Annotated in this window: 16 protein-coding genes; 8 read left to right on the top strand and 8 right to left on the bottom strand. The window is 72.1% G+C overall.

Annotation, left to right across the window (positions count from 1 at the left end; translation table 11 throughout):
- Nucleotides 1-66: 66 nt before the first annotated feature.
- The 3 genes from HGAM_RS13715 to HGAM_RS19440 all read right to left on the bottom strand — a co-directional run bounded on the left by HGAM_RS13715 (nucleotide 67) and on the right by HGAM_RS19440 (nucleotide 4,512).
- Entirely contained in the window at nucleotides 67-228 is a 162-nt protein-coding gene (locus HGAM_RS13715; RefSeq protein WP_154653260.1) for a hypothetical protein, read from the bottom strand.
- A gap of 130 nt (nucleotides 229-358) precedes the next feature.
- On the bottom strand, nucleotides 359-2,290 hold the full coding sequence (locus HGAM_RS13710) for a TIGR03960 family B12-binding radical SAM protein (RefSeq protein ID WP_019146073.1): 1,932 nt from the start codon (nucleotides 2,288-2,290) through the stop codon (nucleotides 359-361).
- A gap of 62 nt (nucleotides 2,291-2,352) precedes the next feature.
- Nucleotides 2,353-4,512, bottom strand: a complete 2,160-nt coding sequence (locus HGAM_RS19440) for an MMPL family transporter (RefSeq protein WP_019146072.1) — start codon at nucleotides 4,510-4,512, stop codon at nucleotides 2,353-2,355.
- 139 nt (nucleotides 4,513-4,651) lie between these two features.
- Between HGAM_RS19440 and HGAM_RS19435 the strand changes: the two genes are divergently transcribed.
- Nucleotides 4,652-5,983 carry a sensor histidine kinase gene (locus HGAM_RS19435; RefSeq protein ID WP_019146071.1) on the top strand — a complete coding sequence of 444 codons (1,332 nt, stop codon included), beginning with the start codon at nucleotides 4,652-4,654 and terminating at the stop codon, nucleotides 5,981-5,983.
- Nucleotides 5,935-6,579, top strand: coding sequence for a response regulator (locus tag HGAM_RS13695; protein ID WP_019146070.1), 645 nt, complete (start codon nucleotides 5,935-5,937; stop codon nucleotides 6,577-6,579). Before HGAM_RS19435 ends, HGAM_RS13695 begins: the two co-directional genes overlap by 49 nt.
- Before the next feature lie 7 nt (nucleotides 6,580-6,586).
- Here the strand turns inward: HGAM_RS13695 and ndk are convergent, their stop codons facing one another.
- Entirely contained in the window at nucleotides 6,587-6,994 is a 408-nt protein-coding gene (ndk, locus tag HGAM_RS13690; protein WP_019146069.1) for a nucleoside-diphosphate kinase, read from the bottom strand.
- Nucleotides 6,995-7,032: 38 nt separating this feature from the next.
- Between ndk and HGAM_RS13685 the strand changes: the two genes are divergently transcribed.
- The 5 genes from HGAM_RS13685 (at nucleotide 7,033) to HGAM_RS13665 (ending at nucleotide 13,031) form a co-directional block, all read left to right on the top strand.
- A complete protein-coding gene (locus tag HGAM_RS13685; protein WP_019146068.1) occupies nucleotides 7,033-8,703 on the top strand; it encodes a glycoside hydrolase family 13 protein in 1,671 nt (556 codons plus the stop codon).
- A 136-nt stretch (nucleotides 8,704-8,839) separates the two neighbouring features.
- A complete protein-coding gene (locus HGAM_RS13680) occupies nucleotides 8,840-10,069 on the top strand; it encodes an ABC transporter substrate-binding protein (RefSeq protein WP_019146067.1) in 1,230 nt (409 codons plus the stop codon).
- Nucleotides 10,066-11,004, top strand: a complete 939-nt coding sequence (locus HGAM_RS13675) for a carbohydrate ABC transporter permease (RefSeq protein WP_019146066.1) — start codon at nucleotides 10,066-10,068, stop codon at nucleotides 11,002-11,004. Before HGAM_RS13680 ends, HGAM_RS13675 begins: the two co-directional genes overlap by 4 nt.
- Nucleotides 11,001-11,837, top strand: a complete 837-nt coding sequence (locus HGAM_RS13670) for a carbohydrate ABC transporter permease (RefSeq protein WP_019146065.1) — start codon at nucleotides 11,001-11,003, stop codon at nucleotides 11,835-11,837. The genes HGAM_RS13675 and HGAM_RS13670 overlap by 4 nt, the downstream gene beginning before the upstream one ends.
- Before the next feature lie 18 nt (nucleotides 11,838-11,855).
- Complete coding sequence (locus HGAM_RS13665) at nucleotides 11,856-13,031, top strand: ABC transporter ATP-binding protein (RefSeq protein ID WP_019146064.1); 1,176 nt, start codon at nucleotides 11,856-11,858, stop codon at nucleotides 13,029-13,031.
- 27 nt (nucleotides 13,032-13,058) lie between these two features.
- Here HGAM_RS13665 and HGAM_RS13660 read toward each other — a convergent pair whose 3' ends face one another.
- From HGAM_RS13660 to HGAM_RS13645, 4 genes are read right to left on the bottom strand one after another with little or no spacing between them, the layout of a single operon-like run.
- Entirely contained in the window at nucleotides 13,059-13,943 is an 885-nt protein-coding gene (locus tag HGAM_RS13660) for a ParB N-terminal domain-containing protein (protein ID WP_020692228.1), read from the bottom strand.
- 2 nt (nucleotides 13,944-13,945) lie between these two features.
- On the bottom strand, nucleotides 13,946-14,635 hold the full coding sequence (locus tag HGAM_RS19430) for a metallophosphoesterase family protein (protein WP_019146062.1): 690 nt from the start codon (nucleotides 14,633-14,635) through the stop codon (nucleotides 13,946-13,948).
- A 40-nt stretch (nucleotides 14,636-14,675) separates the two neighbouring features.
- On the bottom strand, nucleotides 14,676-15,014 hold the full coding sequence (locus tag HGAM_RS19425; protein WP_020692227.1) for a DUF4233 domain-containing protein: 339 nt from the start codon (nucleotides 15,012-15,014) through the stop codon (nucleotides 14,676-14,678).
- A 5-nt stretch (nucleotides 15,015-15,019) separates the two neighbouring features.
- On the bottom strand, nucleotides 15,020-16,369 hold the full coding sequence (locus HGAM_RS13645; protein WP_019146060.1) for a bifunctional folylpolyglutamate synthase/dihydrofolate synthase: 1,350 nt from the start codon (nucleotides 16,367-16,369) through the stop codon (nucleotides 15,020-15,022).
- A gap of 149 nt (nucleotides 16,370-16,518) precedes the next feature.
- Here HGAM_RS13645 and HGAM_RS13640 point away from each other — a divergent pair, with 149 nt between their 5' ends.
- Nucleotides 16,519-18,630 carry an MMPL family transporter gene (locus HGAM_RS13640; RefSeq protein ID WP_019146059.1) on the top strand — a complete coding sequence of 704 codons (2,112 nt, stop codon included), beginning with the start codon at nucleotides 16,519-16,521 and terminating at the stop codon, nucleotides 18,628-18,630.
- The last annotated feature ends 2 nt before the right edge of the window (nucleotides 18,631-18,632 follow it).

Here is an 18,632-nt window from a genome sequence, read left to right as displayed (position 1 = left end):
CCAAGCCCGACCTGAGCGGACGTCGGTGTCGCGCGGGCCACGCGACGATCAGCACCGCGGAGCGACTCAGTGGGCGACGAGCCAGCGCCCGATCAGGGAGTGGCGGGGGCGCCGGGGTGTGGCGGTCCGCGGGGCGCGCTCGGCGGCGAGCCGGCGACGCTCCAAGGTGACGGCGAGCTCGCGCTCGCGCTGGGCGGCCTGGTCAAGAGCGAAGAGATCGGTGTACATGGTGTCCTCCTTCGGAACACCTCCAACCTCGTCGCTGAGGCACCCCGCCCACATCGGGCAGACGTCCTAGCCGGACGCCGGGGCTACCTCAGATCCGCGCGCGGACGTCCTAGGACGTCCGCGCGCGGCCTCAGACGACGCTGAGCGGGAGCAGCTTCTGGCCGGTGGGACCGATCTGGATGTCGGTGTCCATGGCCGGGCAGACGCCGCAGTCGTAGCAGGGGGTCCAGCGGCAGTCCTCGACCTCGATCGAGTCGTCGGGGTCCAGCGCGTCCTGCCAGTCCTCCCACAGCCAGTCGCGGTCCAGGCCCGAGTCCAGGTGGTCCCACGGGAGCACCTCGCCGTACTCGCGCTCGCGGGTCGTGTACCAGTCCAGGTCGACGCCCGTGCCGGCCAGCGCGAGCGCGGCCTGCTCGGACCAGCGGTCGAAGCTGAAGTGCTCGCTCCAGCCGTCGAACCGGCCGCCGTCGCGCCACACGGCCTCGACGACCTTGCCGACGCGACGGTCGCCGCGCGAGAGCAGTCCCTCGATCGTGCCGGGCTTGCCGTCGTGGTAGCGGAAGCCGATCGCGCGGCCGAACTTCTTGTCCGACTGGACGGACGCACGCAGCTTGCGCAGCCGCTCGTCGGTGGTCTCGTGGTCCAGCTGCGCGGCCCACTGGAACGGCGTGTGCGGCTTGGGCACGAAGCCGCCGATGGAGACCGTGCAGCGGATGTCCTTGCGGCCCGACACCTCGCGTCCGGTCTCGATGACCTTCTTGGCCAGCTCACCGATCTGCAGGACGTCCTCGTCGGTCTCGGTGGGCAGGCCACACATGAAGTACAGCTTCACCTGGCGCCAGCCGTGCGAGTACGCCGCGGCGACGGTCCGGATGAGGTCCTCCTCGGTCACCATCTTGTTGATGACCTTGCGCAGCCGCTCGCTGCCGCCCTCGGGGGCGAACGTGAGGCCCGAGCGACGGCCGTTGCGGCTGAACTCGTTGGCGAGCGTGATGTTGAAGGCGTCCACACGGGTGCTCGGCAGGCTCAGCGACGTGTTCGAGCCCTCGTAGCGGTCGGCCAGCTGGGTGGCCAGCTCGCCGATCTCGGTGTGGTCGGCGCTGGAGAGGCTGAGCAGGCCGACCTCGTCCAGGCCGGTCTTGTCCAGGCCGTTCTGCACCATCTCGCCGATGCCCTGCAGCGAGCGCTCGCGCACCGGGCGGGTGATCATGCCGGCCTGGCAGAAGCGGCAGCCGCGCGTGCAGCCGCGGAAGATCTCGACGCTGAAGCGCTCGTGGACGGTCTCGGCCAGCGGCACCAGCGGGTTCTTCGGGTACGGCCACGCGTCCAGGTCCATGAGCGTGTGCTTGGCGACCTTCCACGGCACGCCGGGACGGTTCGGGACGACCTTCTCGATGCGGCCGTCGGGCAGGTACGTGACGTCGTAGAAACGCGGCACGTAGACGCCGCCGGACTTGGCCAGGCGCAGCAGCACCTCGTCGCGTCCGCCGGGACGGCCCTCGTCCTTCCACTCGCGGACGACGTCGCTGATCGCCAGCACGATCTCCTCGCCGTCGCCGAGCACGGCGGCGTCGAGGAAGTCGGCGACCGGCTCGGGGTTGAAGGCGCTGTGGCCGCCGGCCAGGACGATCGGGTGCTCGTCGGTGCGGTCGGCGCTGTGCAGCGGGACGCCGGCGAGGTCGAGCGCGGTGAGCATGTTGGTGTAGCCAAGCTCGGTGGAGAAGCTCAGGCCGAGCACGTCGAACGCACCCACCGGGCGGTGGCTGTCGACGGTGAACTGCGGGATCGCGTGGGTGCGCATGACCTGCTCCATGTCGGGCAGGACGGCGTAGGTGCGCTCGGCCAGGATCCAGTCGCGCTCGTTGAGGATCTCGTACAGGATCTGGACGCCCTGGTTGGGCAGGCCCACCTCGTACGCGTCGGGGTACATGAGGGCCCACCGCACCTGCGCGGAGTCCCACTCCTTCACGGTGCTGTTGAGCTCGCCGCCGACGTACTGGATCGGCTTGCTGATGCTCGGCAGGAGGGGCTCGAGGCGGGGGAACACGGACTCGACGGACATGCCCACCAGCGTAGGCGCTCGCCCCGCCCGTCCGGTAATCCCGGACGGGCGGGGCGTCGGGCTCAGCCGATCGGCACCGCGACGGGCTCGGGCGCCTCGGCCGTGGGCTCGGACCCGCGGCGCGTGCCCAGACGTCCCAGGCCGCGCTCGGCCAGCAGCAGCACCGCCGGCAGCAGCACCAGCCGGACGATCGTCGCGTCGATGAGGATCGCCACCGACAGGCCCACGCCGAGCTGCTTCATCTCCAGCATCGACAGGCTGGCGAAGACCGCGAACACCGAGATCATCACCGCGGCCGCGCTCGTGACGACCGCCGCCGTTCGGCGCACCGACTGCTCCACGGCCTCGCGGTACGGACGACCGGCCCGCAGCTCCTCGCGGAACCGGCTCAGCACGAACACGTGGTAGTCCATCGAGAGCCCGACCAGCACGACGAAGCAGAACAGCGGGATCCACATGACGACGTACCCCGGCGACGTGTAGCCGAGCAGGTCGTCGGCCCACGAGTGGCCGAACACCAGCTGCAGGACGCCGAACGCGGCCCCCACCGAGAGCAGGTTCAGCACGACGGTCAGCCCGGCGAGCAGCAGGCTGCGGAAGGCCAGGCCCATCATCACCATGATGAACAGCAGCACGAACCCGACGACCCAGGGCAGGGCCCCGGCCTGGTGGTCACGGTTGTCGAGCGACTCGGCGACGTCACCGCCGACGGCCCACTCCGAGGCGTCCGGCAGCGCCTCGGGCAGCACGTCCTCACGCAGCGAGCGCACGGCGTCGTCGTTCACGTCAGCCCCCTCGCCGCCGGGGGCGGCCATCCGCAGCAGCGCCGTGCGGCCGTCCTCGGCCACCTCGACCGACGACTCCCCCGGCGCGGCGAGCCCGCGGGCCTCGGCGGTGCTGGCCACGTCGCGCAGGGCCGGCTCGAGCGCGGCGGCGTCGCCCGTGGCGGCGACGGTCAACGTCGGCCGCTCGCCGGGGAACGCGTCCTGGACGTGCAGGTAGGCCTGCACCTCGGCGATGTCGGACGGCAGCGCCTCCACGGTCGACTCGTGCAGCCGCATGCCCAGCGCCGGCGCGGCCAGCCCGACCAGGACCGCCGTGGCCACCAAGGCGGACGCCCGCGGACGGCGCAGCACGGGACGCAGCAGGCGTCCGCTGATCGCGCCGGTGCCCATCCGGTCGGTGACCCGCCACAGCAGCGGCACCCGCGGACGATCGACGAACCGGCCCAGCTTGGCCAGCACCGCCGGCAGCACGGTGAGCGAGCCGGCGACCGAGACGAGGACGACGAGGATGGCGCCCACGGCGAGCGCCTCGAACACGGCGTCGCGGGTGAGGAACAGCCCCGACATCGCGACCACGACGGCGACGCCGGAGACGACGACCGCGTGCCCGGCAGTGCGGGCCGCGGCCTCCACCGCGTCCAGGGTGCCGAGCCCGCGGCGGCGCTCCTCGCGCTCGCGGGTCAGGTACAGCAGCGAGTAGTCGACGCCGACGGCCATGCCGATGAGCAGCACGATGTTGGACGTCGAGCCGCCGTCGGGGACGAGCTGGGACAGCGGCGCGTAGAGGCCGACCGTCAGCAGCACGGAGCCGAACGCCAGGAGCACCGGGATGCCGGCGGCCAGCACGGCGCCGAACGCCAGCAGCAGGATCGCGAACGTCACCGGCAGGCTGGTGAGCTCGGCGGACGCCAGGTCCTCGCCGACCCGCTCGTTGATGGCGGCGCCGACCGACGCGTTGCCGGCCTGCTCGACGGTCACGCCGTCGTGGGCCTCACGCACGTCGTCGACGACGCGGGTCACGCCGTCCACGTGGTCGGCGGCGTCCTCATCGGTGCCGGTCATCTCGATCGTGACCAGCGCCGCGTCGCGCGACGCCGACCAGACGGGGTCGGCCACCGAGGCGACGCCCGCCACGCCGGCGAGGCCCTGGCGCAGGTCGCGGGCGACCGGGTCGACCGTGGCGGCGTCCAGCCGGGCGCCGTCGTCGGTCAGCAGGACGGTCTCGACCGGCGCGCCGGCGAGCCCGGCCTCGGCGACCATGGCGTCCGCGCGGCCGGACTGGCCGACCCGGAAGTCGGCGTCCGTGGCCTGCTGGACGGGCATCGCGGCGCTGATCGCGAGCGCGGCGACGACGAGCACGAGCCATCCGGTGATCGCGCGCCAGGGGTGGCGCGCGCTCCACCGGGCGGCCCGGACGGTGAGCGGTGAGCGGTTCATGACAGGGGTCCTTCCGAGCGGCGGGTGACGTCGTCACGCTCCCGCGGGCGGCCGGGTGCGCACAGGAGTGCTGGATCCCGCCCGAGAAGTGGTGCCAGCACCCCTGCGCCGCGCCGGTGGGACGCGCCAGGATGGCCCGGTGACCACCACCGACTCCCCCACCTCGCCGCGCCGTCCCGCCTCGGGCTGGCTCGCGCACGGCAACGGCCTCACCTGGCGGCTCCGCCTGACGCTCGTCGCGCTGGCGAACGTCCTGCTGGCCGTGCCGGCGCTGGTGCTGCTGGTGACGATCACGACGTCGCTCGGCGTCGCGGTCGTCGGGGTCGGCCTGCTGCTCCTGCTCGTCCTGGTGCCGCTGAACGCCGCCCTGGCCCAGGTGCAGCGACGGCTCAGCGGGGCGGTGCTCGGCCGGACGATCGAGCGTCCGGACTACCTGCGCGCCCCCTCGGCCTCGCCGCTGTCGGCCCTGGCCACCTGGGTCCGCGACCCCGCCCGCTGGCGCGACTACGCCTGGACGTGGACGACCGTCGTCGTCGGCTGGGCGATGAGCTGGCTCGCGCTCGGGCTCGCCCTGGCCGTCGTCTGGTACGCGGTCTTCCCGTTCGTCTTCGCCGTCACCCCCGAGGGCGTGCTGGTCAACGACTACGGCTTCATCCGCGTCGACACGCAGGAGGAGACGTTCCTGGAGTGGGGCCTGCTGCTCGTCGCGCTGCTGCTGTGGTGGTGGCTCGTGCCCGTGCTCGTGCGGCTCCGCGCCGCGCTCGACGCCGCGCTCCTGTCGCCGTCGCGCGAGCAGCTGGAGCGGCGCGTCGCCGAGGTCGCGGCCAGCCGCACCGAGACGATCGACCACTCCGCGGCCGAGCTGCGCCGCATCGAGCGCGACCTGCACGACGGCGCCCAGGCCCGGCTCGTCTCGCTCGGCATGAGCCTGGGGATGGCCGAGGAGCTCGTGCGCAGCGACCCCGACGCCGCGGCCCGGCTCATCGCCGAGGCCCGCGACACGACCGTGACCACGCTGGGCGACCTGCGCTCGGTGGTGCGGGGCATCCACCCGCCCGTGCTCGCCGACCGCGGGCTCGCCGGCGCGGTGGAGGCGCTCGCGCTCGACCTCGCCGTGCCGACCACCGTGCTGGTGGACCTGCCCGGACGCGCGCCCGAACCGGTCGAGTCGGCGCTCTACTTCGCGGTCGCCGAGGCGCTGGCGAACGTCGTCAAGCACGCGGACGCGCGGCGGGCGACGGTCACGCTCGGCCACGACGGGCACGTCCTGCGTGCCGTGGTGAGCGACGACGGACGCGGCGGCGCGGACCCGGCGCGCGGCACGGGACTGGCGGGCGTGGGCCGGCGACTGGCAGCCTTTGACGGCACCCTGACCGTCACGAGCCCCGCGGGCGGTCCGACCACCGTCACCCTGGAGCTGCCGTGCGCGCTGTCGTCGCCGAGGACCACGCCCTCCTCCGGGACGGCCTGACCCGGCTGCTCGAGGCGCACGCCATCGAGGTCGTGGCCGCCGTCGACGACGCCGCGTCGCTCGAGACGGCGCTGCGGCGCGACGACGTGGACGTGGCCGTCGTGGACGTCCGGATGCCTCCGACGTTCACCGACGAGGGGCTGCGCGCCGCCATCCGCGCCCGCACCGAGCGGCCCGGCCTGCCGGTGCTCGTGCTGTCGCAGTACGTCGAGCAGCTGTACGCGCGCGAGCTGCTGGCCAGCGGCGAGGGCGGCGTCGGCTACCTGCTCAAGGACCGGGTGACCGACGTGAGCGCGTTCGTGCAGAGCGTGCGCACGGTCGCGGCGGGCGGCACCGCGCTCGACCCCGAGGTGGTCGCCTCGCTGGTCACCAAGGCGCGCGAGAGCACGCCGGTGGGCCGGCTGACCGACCGCGAGCGCGAGGTGCTCGCGCTCATGGCCGAGGGACGCTCCAACGCCGCGGTCGCCGCCGCCCTGTTCGTCACCGAGAAGGCGGTCAGCAAGCACATCAACAACGTCTTCACGAAGCTGGACCTGCCGGTCAGCCCCGACGACCACCGCCGGGTGCTCGCGGTGCTGGCCTACCTGCAGGCCTAGGGACGGCTCAGAGGCCGGGGAACCACAGCGTGATCTCGCGCGCGGCCGACTCGGGCGAGTCCGAGGCGTGCACGAGGTTCTCGCGGTTCGACAGCGACAGGTCGCCGCGGATGGTGCCGGGAGCCGCGGCGCGACCGTCGGTGGCGCCGTTCAGACCGCGGACGACGGTGATCGCCTCGTCGCCCTCGAGCACGAGCGCGACGAGCGGGCCGGAGGTCGAGAACGCGCGCAGCGGCGGGTACCAGGGCTGCTCGACGTGCTCGGCGTAGTGCGCGTCGGCCTGCTGCTCGTCGATCGAGCGCAGCTCCATCGCCACGACCGAGAGGCCCTTGGTCTCGTACCGGGACAGGATGGTGCCGACGAGACCGCGCTTGACGGCGTCCGGCTTGAGCAGGACGAGCGTGCGTTGTGACATGGACGAAACCTATCGTCCCGACCCCGAAGGAGCTGCCCATGCCCCGGTCCCCCGAGACGCCCTGGTGGCGCGACGCCGTCATCTACCAGGTCTACCCCCGGTCGTGGGCCGACGCCGACGGCGACGGCATCGGCGACCTGCCCGGCATCACCGCCCGGCTCGGGCACCTGGCCGAGCTCGGTGTGGACGCCGTGTGGCTCTCGCCGTTCTACACGTCGCCGCAGAACGACGCCGGCTACGACGTGGCCGACTACCGCGACGTCGACCCGCTCTTCGGCACGCTGGACGACTTCGACACGCTCGTCGCCACCGCGCACGGGCTCGGCCTCAAGGTGGTCGTCGACGTCGTGCCGAACCACTCCTCCAGCGAGCACGCCTGGTTCAAGGCCGCGCTCGACGCCCCCGCCGGCTCGCCCGAGCGGGCCCGCTACGTGTTCCGCGACGGCCAGGGGCCCGGCGGTGACGAGCCGCCGAACAACTGGCAGAGCACGTTCGGCGGCCCGGCCTGGACGCGCGTCACCGAGCCCGACGGCACGAAGGGCCAGTGGTACCTGCACCTGTTCGACAGCACCCAGCCCGACTTCGACTGGACGAACCCCGAGGTCCGCTCCGAGCTCGAGGACGTCCTGCGGTTCTGGCTCGACCGCGGCGCCGACGGCTTCCGCATCGACGTCGCCCACGGCCTGGTCAAGGCCGACGGGCTGCCCGACGCCAACCCCGAGTACGACCTGGCCAAGGACCCGACGAACTCCCAGCCGATGTGGGACCAGGAGGGCGTGCACGAGATCTACCGCTCCTGGCGGCGCATCGCCGACTCCTACGCGACGCCCGGCGACCCGGACTCCGAGCGCCTGCTGTGCGCCGAGGCATGGGTCGTCCCGGCCGAGAACCTGGTCAAGTACGTCCGCCCCGACGAGCTGCACCAGTCGTTCAACTTCGAGTACCTCATGACGCCGTGGATCGCCGGCGAGCAGCGCACGGCGATCGAGCAGGCGCTCGAGCACGCCGAGGCCGTCGGCGCGCCGCAGACCTGGGTGCTGTCCAACCACGACGTCGTGCGGCACGCCTCGCGGCTGGGCTACCCGCAGACGCCCGGCGCCCGCCGCGTGCCCGGCGTCGGCCCCGAGCACGAGCAGCCGGACGCCGAGCTCGGCCTGCGCCGCGCGCGGGCGGCGACCACGGTCATGCTGTCGCTGCCCGGCTCGGCGTACGTCTACCAGGGCGAGGAGCTCGGGCTGCCCGACGTCACCGACCTGCCGCACGAGCACCGCCAGGACCCGACGTGGCACCGGTCCGGGCCCGCCGACGTCGGCCGCGACGGCTGCCGCGTGCCCATGGCCTGGGAGTCCGACGCGCCCGCGTACGGCTTCAACGACACCGGACGCTCCTGGCTGCCCCAGCCCGAGTCGTACGGCCGCCTGGCCGTCGACGCCCAGCGCGGCGTCGAGGGCTCCACGCTCGAGCTGTACCGGACGCTGCTGCGGCTGCGCCGCGAGCGCGGGCTCGGCACCGGCACGCTGACCTGGCTCGACCTCGGCGAGGACGTCGTGGCGTTCAGCGTCACCGCGACCGACGGCACGGTGACGACGGTGGTGGCCAACCTGGGCCGCGCCCCTGTCGACCTGCCCGACGGCGAGCTGCTCGTCGCCAGCGAGCCGCTCCCCCGCGGTCGGCTGGGAGTGGACGAGGCGGCCTGGCTGGCGCCCTGAGCCGGTCGAGTCGCCGTGAACCCAGTCCGGGTCTACCCTCGGGGCCTGCAGTGACCTAGGTCACGATCAGCACTCGGGAGGGACGTTGCGAACACGACTTGGCACACGGACCCGGCTCGCCGCCGGAGTCGTCCTGGTGGGCGCCTCGCTGGCAGCCTGCGGGGGCTCCGACGGCGGCACGCCGGTGATCAACCTGTACGGCGCGGCCTCCGCGGCCGGCTTCGACAAGATCATCGCGGCGTGCAACGAGGAGGCCGAGGGCCGCTACAAGATCGTCGGCAACCTCCTGCCCAGCGACGCCGACGGCCAGCGCGAGCAGCTGGTCCGCCGCCTGGCCGCGCAGGACGACGGCATGGACGTCATGTCCACCGACGTCACCTGGACCGCCGAGTTCGCCGAGGCGGGCTGGATCCGCGAGCTGGACGAGGAGCAGACGCGCCTCGCCTCCGAGGACACCCTGCAGCCGACGCTCGACACGGCGACCTGGAAGGACAAGCTCTACGGCATCCCGAAGCACACCAACGTCCAGCTGCTCTGGTACCGCAAGTCGCTCGTCCCAACCCCGCCCAAGACGTGGGACGAGATGTTCGACATGGCCCAGAAGCTCAAGGACCAGGGCGAGCCGCACGAGATCGGCATCACCGCCGCCCGCTACGAGGGCTACGTGGTCAGCTTCAACACGATCCTGTCGAGCTACGGCGGCACGCTGGTCAACGAGGACAGCACCGAGCCCACGGTCGACGAGAACACCGTGAAGTCGCTGGAGCTGCTCAAGCGGCTGGCCGACTCCGGCCTGGCCAGCGCCTCGCTGTCCAACGCCCAGGAGCCCGAGGTCTTCGCCGCCATGCAGCAGGGCAAGGCGGCCTTCATCATCAACTGGCCGTACGTCCTCAGCGCGATGCGGACGGCCGGCGAGACCGACGAGAACAGCAAGATGATCGCCGACGACCTCGGCTTCGCGCCGTACCCGTCGGTCGAGGAGGGCAAGCCGCCGCGGGTCACGCTGGGCGGCGCGAACTTCACGATCAGCAAGTTCAGCAAGCACCCGGACCTCGCCTTCGAGGCCGCCATGTGCATGCGCTCGCCCGAGCACCAGCTCATGCACGCGCTGGCCGCCGGTGAGCCGCCGGTCAACGAGAGCCTCTACACCAACGCGGAGTTCCAGGAGGCCTACCCGCAGTACGAGGAGATGCTGATCGAGCTGAAGACGGCGGTGCCGCGTCCGGTCACGCCGCTGTACCAGAACATCTCCACCATCGTGTCGTCCCTGCTGTCCCCGCCGAGCGGCATCGATCCGGAGAAGACCTCCGAGGAGCTCAACGACGGCATCCAGCAGGCCCTGGACGGAAAGGGGATCCTGCCGTGACGTCCACGCTCCCGCCGCAGGCCGGCGCCGAGGCCGAGGCCGAGGCGCAGTACGCCCGCCAGAAGTACACCGAGGGACAGCGTGCCGAGCGCCGCCTGGGGCTGATGCTGTGCGCCCCCGCCGTCGTGGTCATGCTCGCCGTCTGCGCCTACCCCATCCTCTACGCCATCTACCTGTCGTTCTTCCGCGCCGACCTGCGCACCCCGGACGACAACGAGTTCATCGGCTTCGACAACTACGTCACCGTGCTCACCAGCGACCTGTGGTGGAGCGCCTTCGGCGTCACGGTCTTCATCACCGTGGTCAGCACGATCGTCGAGCTGGCCCTCGGCATGGCGCTGGCGATCGTCATGCACCGCACGATCGTCGGACGCGGCCTGGTCCGCACCGCGGCCCTCGTGCCGTACGCGATCGTCACCGTCGTCGCGGCGTTCAGCTGGCGCTTCGCCTGGACCCAGGACCTCGGCTGGCTGGCCGGCGACAACGCACCGCTGACCGAGCAGTGGAGCTCGCTGTGGATCATCATCCTCAGCGAGGTCTGGAAGACCACCCCGTTCATGGCGCTGCTGCTCATGGCCGGCCTCGCGCTCGTCCCCGAGGACCTGCTCAAGGCCGCGTCGATGGACGGCGCCAACGCCTGGCAGCGGTTCTGGCGGGTCACGGTGCCGCTCATCAAGCCGGCGATCCTCGTGGCGCTGCTGTTCCGCGCGCTGGACGCCTTCCGCATCTTCGACAACATCTTCGTGCTGACCAGCGGCGCCAACAACACCTCGTCGGTGTCGGTGATCGCCTACAACAACCTCATCCGGGGCCTCAACCTCGGCATCGGGTCCACGATGTCGGTGCTGATCTTCCTCAGCATCGCCATCATCGCGTTCGTGTTCATCAAGCTGTTCGGCGCCGCGGCGCCCGGTGCGAGCGAGGAGAAGCGATGAGCACCATCGAGACGCCCCGCAGGAAGGCCGCCTGGGCGGCCGTCGACCTCGTCGTCCTGCTCTACGCCCTGGTGCCCGTCGTCTGGATCGTGTCGCTGTCGCTCAAGACCGACGGCACGCTGAACGACGGCAACTTCCTGCCGACCGCCATCACCTGGGACGCCTACGACCAGATCTTCAACAACGACGACTTCCTGCGGGCGCTGTTCAACTCGATCGGCATCTGCCTGATCTCGACCTTCGTCGCGCTGATCCTGGGCACGATGGCCGCCTACGCGATCGCCCGCCTGGACTTCCCGGGCAAGCGCTCGATCGTCGGCATCTCGCTGCTGATCGCGATGTTCCCGCAGATCGCCCTGGTCACGCCGCTGTTCCGCATCGAGACGGCGATCGGCATCTTCGACACCTGGCTCGGCCTGATCGTCCCGTACATCACGTTCGCGCTGCCGCTGGCGATCTACACGCTGTCGGCGTTCTTCCGCGAGATCCCGTGGGAGCTGGAGAAGGCGGCCAAGATGGACGGCGCCACGCCGTTCCAGGCCTTCCGCAAGGTGATCGCGCCGCTGGCACTGCCGGGCGTGTTCACCACGGCGATCCTGGTCTTCATCTCCTGCTGGAACGACTTCCTGTTCGCCATCTCGCTGACGTCCTCCTCGAACGCCCGGACCGTGCCGGCGGCGCTGTCCTACTTCACCGGCGCCACCACGTTCGAGAAGCCGACCGCCGCGATCGCCGCCGGAGCGGTCGTCATCACCATCCCGATCATCCTCTTCGTCCTGTTCTTCCAGCGCCGCATCGTCGCCGGGCTCACGTCCGGTGCCGTCAAGGGCTGACCAGCAAAGGAGCCGACCGTGGCCGAGATCGTCCTGGACAACGTCGTCAAGCGCTACCCCGACGGCGCGCTCGCCGTCGACCACCTCAACCTCGAGATCGCCGACGGGGAGTTCATCATCCTCGTGGGCCCGTCGGGCTGCGGGAAGTCGACCACCCTCAACATGGTCGCCGGGCTCGAGGACATCAGCTCCGGCGAGCTGCGCATCGACGGCAAGGTCGTCAACGACAAGGCGCCCAAGGACCGCGACATCGCGATGGTGTTCCAGTCCTACGCGCTGTACCCGCACATGACGGTGTTCGAGAACATGGCGTTCCCGCTGACCCTCGCGGGCACCGACAAGAACACCATCCGGCAGAAGGTCGGCGAGGCCGCCGAGATGCTCGAGCTGACCCAGCACCTGGAGCGCCGCCCGGCCAACCTGTCCGGCGGCCAGCGCCAGCGCGTCGCGATGGGACGAGCGATCGTCCGCCAGCCCAAGGCGTTCCTCATGGACGAGCCGCTGTCGAACCTGGACGCCAAGCTGCGCGTGCAGATGCGCACGCAGGTCTCGCGCATCCAGAAGAAGCTGGGCACCACGACGCTGTACGTCACCCACGACCAGACCGAGGCCATGACGCTGGGCGACCGGGTGGTCGTCATGCGCGGCGGCATCGTGCAGCAGGTCGGCAGCCCGGCGTTCCTCTACGACCACCCGGCCAACCTGTTCGTCGCGGGCTTCATCGGCAGCCCGTCGATGAACTTCCTGCCGGCCACGCTCGACGGCGGCGTGCTGCACAGCCCGCTCGGCGACCTGGCCCTGCCCGACGACCGCCGGCGCGCGGTCGAGGCGAACGCGAAGGGCCGTGAGGTCATCGTGGGCCTGCGCCCCGAGCACTTCGAGGACGCCGCCCTGGTGGCCGACCCGTCGAAGGGCGGCACCACCGAGGTCACCGTCGACCTGGTCGAGTCGATGGGCTCGGACGTGTTCGCCTACTTCACCGTCGACGCCCAGCTGGGCAGCAGCGGCGGGCTGGACGAGCTGGCCCGCGACACCGGCGCGGAGATGGGCGTCGGCGGCGTGCAGGTCACCGCCCGCCTCGAGCCCACGTCCGGGGTGCGGGCCGGCCAGCCGGCCAAGCTGTGGATCGACACCAGCAAGATCCAGGTGTTCGACCCCAAGAGCGGCGACAACCTCACCGCCCGCGTCGACTGAGACCCGCAGGCGCCGCGACCCGGCCCGTCACAGACGGGTCGGGTCGTCCTGCTTGCGCCGGGGACGACGGCGGCGCCGGGTGACCTGGGCCATGATGTCGCGGTTCCACTCGTGCTCACGGATCAGCCGGTACCGCTCCCCCGAGACGCGCATGTAGGCGTCGGCCTCGGTCTCGTCCTCGCCGCGCACGCCGGCGTCCTCGATCATCTCCAGCACCGGGGTGAAGTCCTCCGCGTACCAGCGCGACGCGACGGTGGCTCGGTCGTGGTACGCCTCCTCGGAGTGCATGAGCCGCGCGCCCCAGGCCTCGACCATCTCGGCGAGCCAGCCGTAGTGCACCGGGTCGGTGACCTCGATGTGCGAGCGCCGCTCGCGACTGAGCGGCACGCGCTCGAGGAAGATGCGCCGCCAGTGCTTGCGCTCGAGCTGCTCGCGGCGCGAGAACTCCACCGGCGACAGCATCGTCAGCACCTCGGTGACGTTGGCCTCGATGACGTCGAGGTTGAGCGCGCGGGCCACCGAGACGCGGTGGTGCCCGTCGCGCACGAAGTAGTAGTCCCCCAGCTGGTAGACGTCGATCGGCGGGATCGTCTCGCCGGTGCGGCTCGCCCGGGCCAGACGCTCCCAGCGCTGCCGGCTCTTGCTGGACGTGGGCCGGAAGCGGCGGTCGAAGTCACGCATGCGGTCGACCGACCCGATGATCGCGTCGAGCGGGATGACCTGCGTGCCGCGGTAGGTCTCGCCACGGCGGCCGAGCGCCTCGACCGCCTCGTCGAACGAGAGCGACTGCACGACGTCGTGCGTGTCGTTGCGCAGCCAGCCGGCCAGGGCGGACAGCACCTGGTGGCGGCGGGCCCGGATGAAGTCGTTCTCGGCGTCCGCGCGGGGCGAGCCGGTGTCGCGCACGGGCATCGTCAGCCCACCCTCCGCAGGGCGTGCAGCATCTCGGTGTGCGCGTCGCGCGGGGCGACGTCGAGCATCGTCCAGGGCACGACGTTGCGGATCGTGGTGCGTCCGACGGTGCGGTCGGGACGCGGGTGCCCGTAGGGGTGGATGTGCCCGTGGAGGTGCCAGGTCGGCTCGAGCCGGTCGAGCGTGCCGTGCAGCGCCTCGACGCCGACGTGGCACGGGTCGGGCTCGTCACCCAGGCCGAGCGGCGGCGCATGGGTCAGCAGGACGTCGATCGGTCCCCCGGCACGGTCGGCCCGGCGGGCGAGCCGGCGGGCGCGCCGGTGGTACTGCTTCTGCGTGTACTGGTGCGGACCGTCGTTGTAGCGCACGCATCCGCCGAGCCCGGCGATGCGCAGGCCGGCGACCTCCACCACGCGCTCGTCGGCGTTGAGGCAGCCGTGCGGCCGCGGCGCGTCGACCGGCAGGCCGGCCTCGAACAGGCCGCCACCGAGACCGCGGCGGACCGTGGGGATCGCCGCGTCGTGGTTGCCCGGCACGAACACGACGGGGACGTCGAGCGCCGACGACAGGAACTCCAGGTACGCCCAGGGCAGGTCGCCGGCGGCGAGCACGAGGTCGGGACGGTAGCGCTGGACCGAGACGTCGTAGAGCTGCTCCACGACCTCGTCGGCGACCACCAGTGCACGGACCACGACCCCACTGTACGGCGGGGTGTGACGCGCGCCACCGGGCTCAGGCGGGCTCGCGGCCCTCCGCGGCCCAGCGCTCGCGGTCGGCCACGATCTTGCGCCCGAGCGCCCAGCCGGCCCAGTAGAGCAGCGCGAACAGGCCGCCCACGAAGAAGAACGCCGGGTGCAGCAGGCCCAGGGCGACGAAGCCGACCTGCACCGCCCAGCCCAGCACGTCGCCGACCGCGCCGCGGCGGAACAGGCCGGTGGTCAGCAGGGCGAGCACGGCCAGCACCGAGCACACGGTCACGGCGGTGCCGGTCGAGACGTCGGCGACCTGGATCAGGATCGGGATCGACAGCCCGAGCAGGATCGCCTCGAAGACCAGGATGGCCTGGCACATGTGCTTCACGCGGCACCGCTCCCGAGCAGCACGCGGGCCTCGCCGACGGTGACGACCGAGCCGGTCACCAGCACGCCGCCGCTGCCGAGCGCGTCCTCGTAGCCCTCGGCGGACTCGGCCAGGTTGATCGCGGTGGCCAGCGCGTCGTCCAGTCCGGGGGCCAGGACGACGCGGTCCTCGCCGAACAGGTCGGTGGCGACCTCGGCCAGCTCGGCGGCCGGCATCGAGCGGTCCGAGGAGCTCTGCGTGACGACGATCGTGGCCAGCAGGGGCTCGAGCACGCGCAGGATGCCGTCGACGTCCTTGTCGGCCATCATGCCGACGACGCCGACGAGCGGGCTGAACGCGAACGCCTCCTGCACCGCGTCGACCAGCGCCGCCGCGCCGTGCGGGTTGTGGGCGGCGTCGAGCAGCACGGTCGGGCTGCGGCGCACGACCTCGAGGCGTCCGGGCGACGTGACGGAGGCGAACGCCGCCTCGACCAGGGCGGGCTCGAGCTCGCCGGACCCGGTGAACGCCTCGACCGCCGCGAGGGCGACGGCCGCGTTCTGCGCCTGGTGGGCGCCGTGCAGCGGCAGGAAGACGTCCTCGTAGCGCCGGCCCAGCCCGTCGAGGGTGATGACCTGTCCGCCGAGCGCGGGCACCCGCTCGGCCACGCCGAAGTCGACGCCCTGGCGGTGCACCGTGGCGCCGACCTCGGCGGCGCGACGCAGCAGGACGTCCAGCACCTCGGGACGCTGCTCGGCGATGACCGCCTGCGCGCCGGCGTGGATGATGCCGGCCTTCTCGACCGCCACCAGCTCGGGCGAGTCGCCCAGGTACTTGGCGTGGTCGACGTCGATCGGCGTGATGACCGCGAGCGAGGCCTCGGCGACGCTCGTGGCGTCCCACGTGCCGCCCATGCCGACCTCGACGACGGCGACGTCGACCGGGGCGTCGGCGAACGCGGCGTAGGCCATGGCCACGACGGTCTCGAAGAACGACAGCGGCGCCCCGCCGTGCTGCGCCGAGGAGTCGTCGACGATCTGCGCGTACGCGGCCACGTCGGCGAAGGCGTCCACGAAGGCGTCCTCGCTCAGCGGCTCGCCGTCGAGCGTGATGCGCTCGGTCATCGAGACCAGGTGCGGGCTGGTGAACCGGCCCGTGCGGAGCTGGCGCTCGCGCAGCAGCGCGTCGATCATGCGGCTGGTGGACGTCTTGCCGTTCGTGCCGGTCAGCTGCACGACGGGGTAGGCCCGCTGGGGCTCGCCCAGCAGGTCCATCAGCGCGCGGATGCGGTCGAGGGAGGGCTCGAGCTTGGTCTCGGGCCAGCGGCCCAGGAGGGCCCGCTCGACCTCGGCATAGGTAGGTCTCATCGCGCCCAGTATCCCAGGCGCGGCCAGCGAGGTCCCAGGGGCGAGACCAGGGTTCTTCCGGGTATCGATCCTGTCGGTGGTCAGGCGCATGATGGGACCTGACCTGGTCGTGCTCGGGACGCCCCCATCTCACGTGCTCAGGAGCGCCCATGTCCCGTTCGACATCCGGGTGGATCACCCACCGCTGGACCAAGTGGGCGGTCCTCGTCGTCGCCCTCGTGCTGACCGGCATCTTCGGCTCGCTGGGGAGCAGGCTGACCGAGGTCGAGGACAACGACGTCGGCTCCTGGCTGCCCGGCTCGGCCGAGTCGACCCAGGTCATCGAGCAGTCGTCGGCGTTCTCCGACCCCGACGCCGTCCCCGCGGTGCTGCTCTACACGCGACCGGGCGGCCTCACCCCGCAGGACCTCGCGGCGGTGGCCGAGGACGCCAAGGAGGTCGCCGACGTCGACACCGTCTCGGCGCCGGTGGTCGGCCCGATCCCGTCCGAGGACGGCGAGGCGGCCCAGCTCGTCGTCACGCTGACCGTCGGGCAGGACGGCTGGGACGCGCTGCCCGACCTCGTCGACGACCTGCGCGACGTGGCCGAGGACGGCGCCCCCGACGGGCTCACCGTGCACCTGGCCGGTCCGGCGGCGCTCGGTGCCGACCAGGCCGACGCGTTCGCCGGCATCGACGGCATCCTGCTGCTCGCCGCGGTGGGCGTCGTCGTGATCATGCTCCTGCTGACCTACCGGAGTCCCGTGCTGTGGCTCATCCCGCTGTTCTGCGGGGTGGTCAGCCTGGGCATCGCCCAGGGCGTGGTCTACCTGCTGGCCGACGCCGGGCTCACGGTCAACGCACAGAGCGCGGGCATCCTCACCGTGCTCGTGTTCGGCGCCGGCACCGACTACGCGCTGCTGCTCATCGCCCGCTACCGCGAGGAGCTGCACCACTTCGAGGACCGGCACGAGGCGATGGCCCACGCGCTGCGCCACGCCGGTCCGGCGATCATCGCCTCCGGGGCGACGGTCGTGGTCGGCCTGCTGTGCCTGCTGTTCGCCGAGATGAACTCCACCAGCAGCCTCGGCCCGGTGACCGCCGCCGGCATCGTGGTCGCCCTCGTCGTCATGCTCACCCTGCTGCCCGCGCTGCTCGTCATCTTCGGGCGCTGGGTGTTCTGGCCGCTCGTGCCGCACCACGGCGACCCCGACCGCGGCGAGCGGACGATGTGGGGCCGCATCGGACGCCGCATCGACCGGCGCCCGCGCACCGTGTGGATCACCACCAGCCTCGTCCTGGCCGCCTGCGCGATCGGCATCGTCCAGCTCAACGCCACCGGCCTGTCCAACGCCGACACCTTCACCTCCGACCAGCCCTCGATCGCGGCCGGCGAGGTGCTCGCCGAGCACTTCCCCGGCGGCGCGGGCAACCCCGTCCAGGTGGTGGCCGACGCCGACGCGGCCGACGACGTCGCCGCCGCCCTGGGCGACGTCGACGGCATCGCGCCGGGCACCGTGACCGAGCCCGTGGTCCGCGACGGGCTGGCGTACGTCGAGGCCACGCTCGCCGACCCGGCCGACTCCGACGCCGCGGCCGACACGATCGACCGGGCTCGCGAGACGCTGCACACCGTCGACGGCGCGGACGCGCTCGTGGGCGGGGCGACGGCGGTCAACCTCGACGTGCAGCGGGCCTCGTCGAACGACAACGCGCTGATCATCCCGATCGTGCTGGTCGCGGTGCTGATCATCCTGGGCGTGCTGCTCCGGTCGATCGCGGCACCGCTCATCCTGCTCGGCACGGTGGTGCTCTCGTTCGGCGCCGCGTTGGGGCTGAGCGCCCTGATCTTCCGCCACCTGCTCGGCTTCGCGGGGGCCGACACGTCGTTCCCGCTGTTCGCGTTCGTGTTCCTGGTGGCGCTGGGCATCGACTACAACATCTTCCTCATGACCCGCGTCCGCGAGGAGGCGCTGCGCCACGGCACGAGACGCGGGGCGCTGCTCGGGCTGGCCGCCACCGGCGGCGTGATCACCTCCGCCGGACTCGTCCTGGCGGGCACGTTCGCCGCCCTGGCGACGCTGCCGATCGTCTTCCTGGCCGAGCTCGGGCTCGTGGTCGCGCTCGGTGTCCTGCTCGACACGATCATCGTCCGCTCGGTGCTCGTGACGGCGCTGAACCTCGACCTCGGACGCCACATCTGGTGGCCGAGCCGGCTGTGGCGCACCGACGGTCCGGCCAAGACGCCGCCCGAGCAGAGTCGTGAGGCGGTCCGCACCTAGAC

Origin of the sequence: Aeromicrobium massiliense JC14 (assembly GCF_000312105.1) — a bacterium.
GTDB classification, from domain to species: Bacteria; Actinomycetota; Actinomycetes; order Propionibacteriales; family Nocardioidaceae; genus Aeromicrobium; species Aeromicrobium massiliense.
The sequence above is the reverse complement of the archived record's forward strand: the minus strand, read 5'-3'. Positions and strand labels throughout refer to the sequence as shown.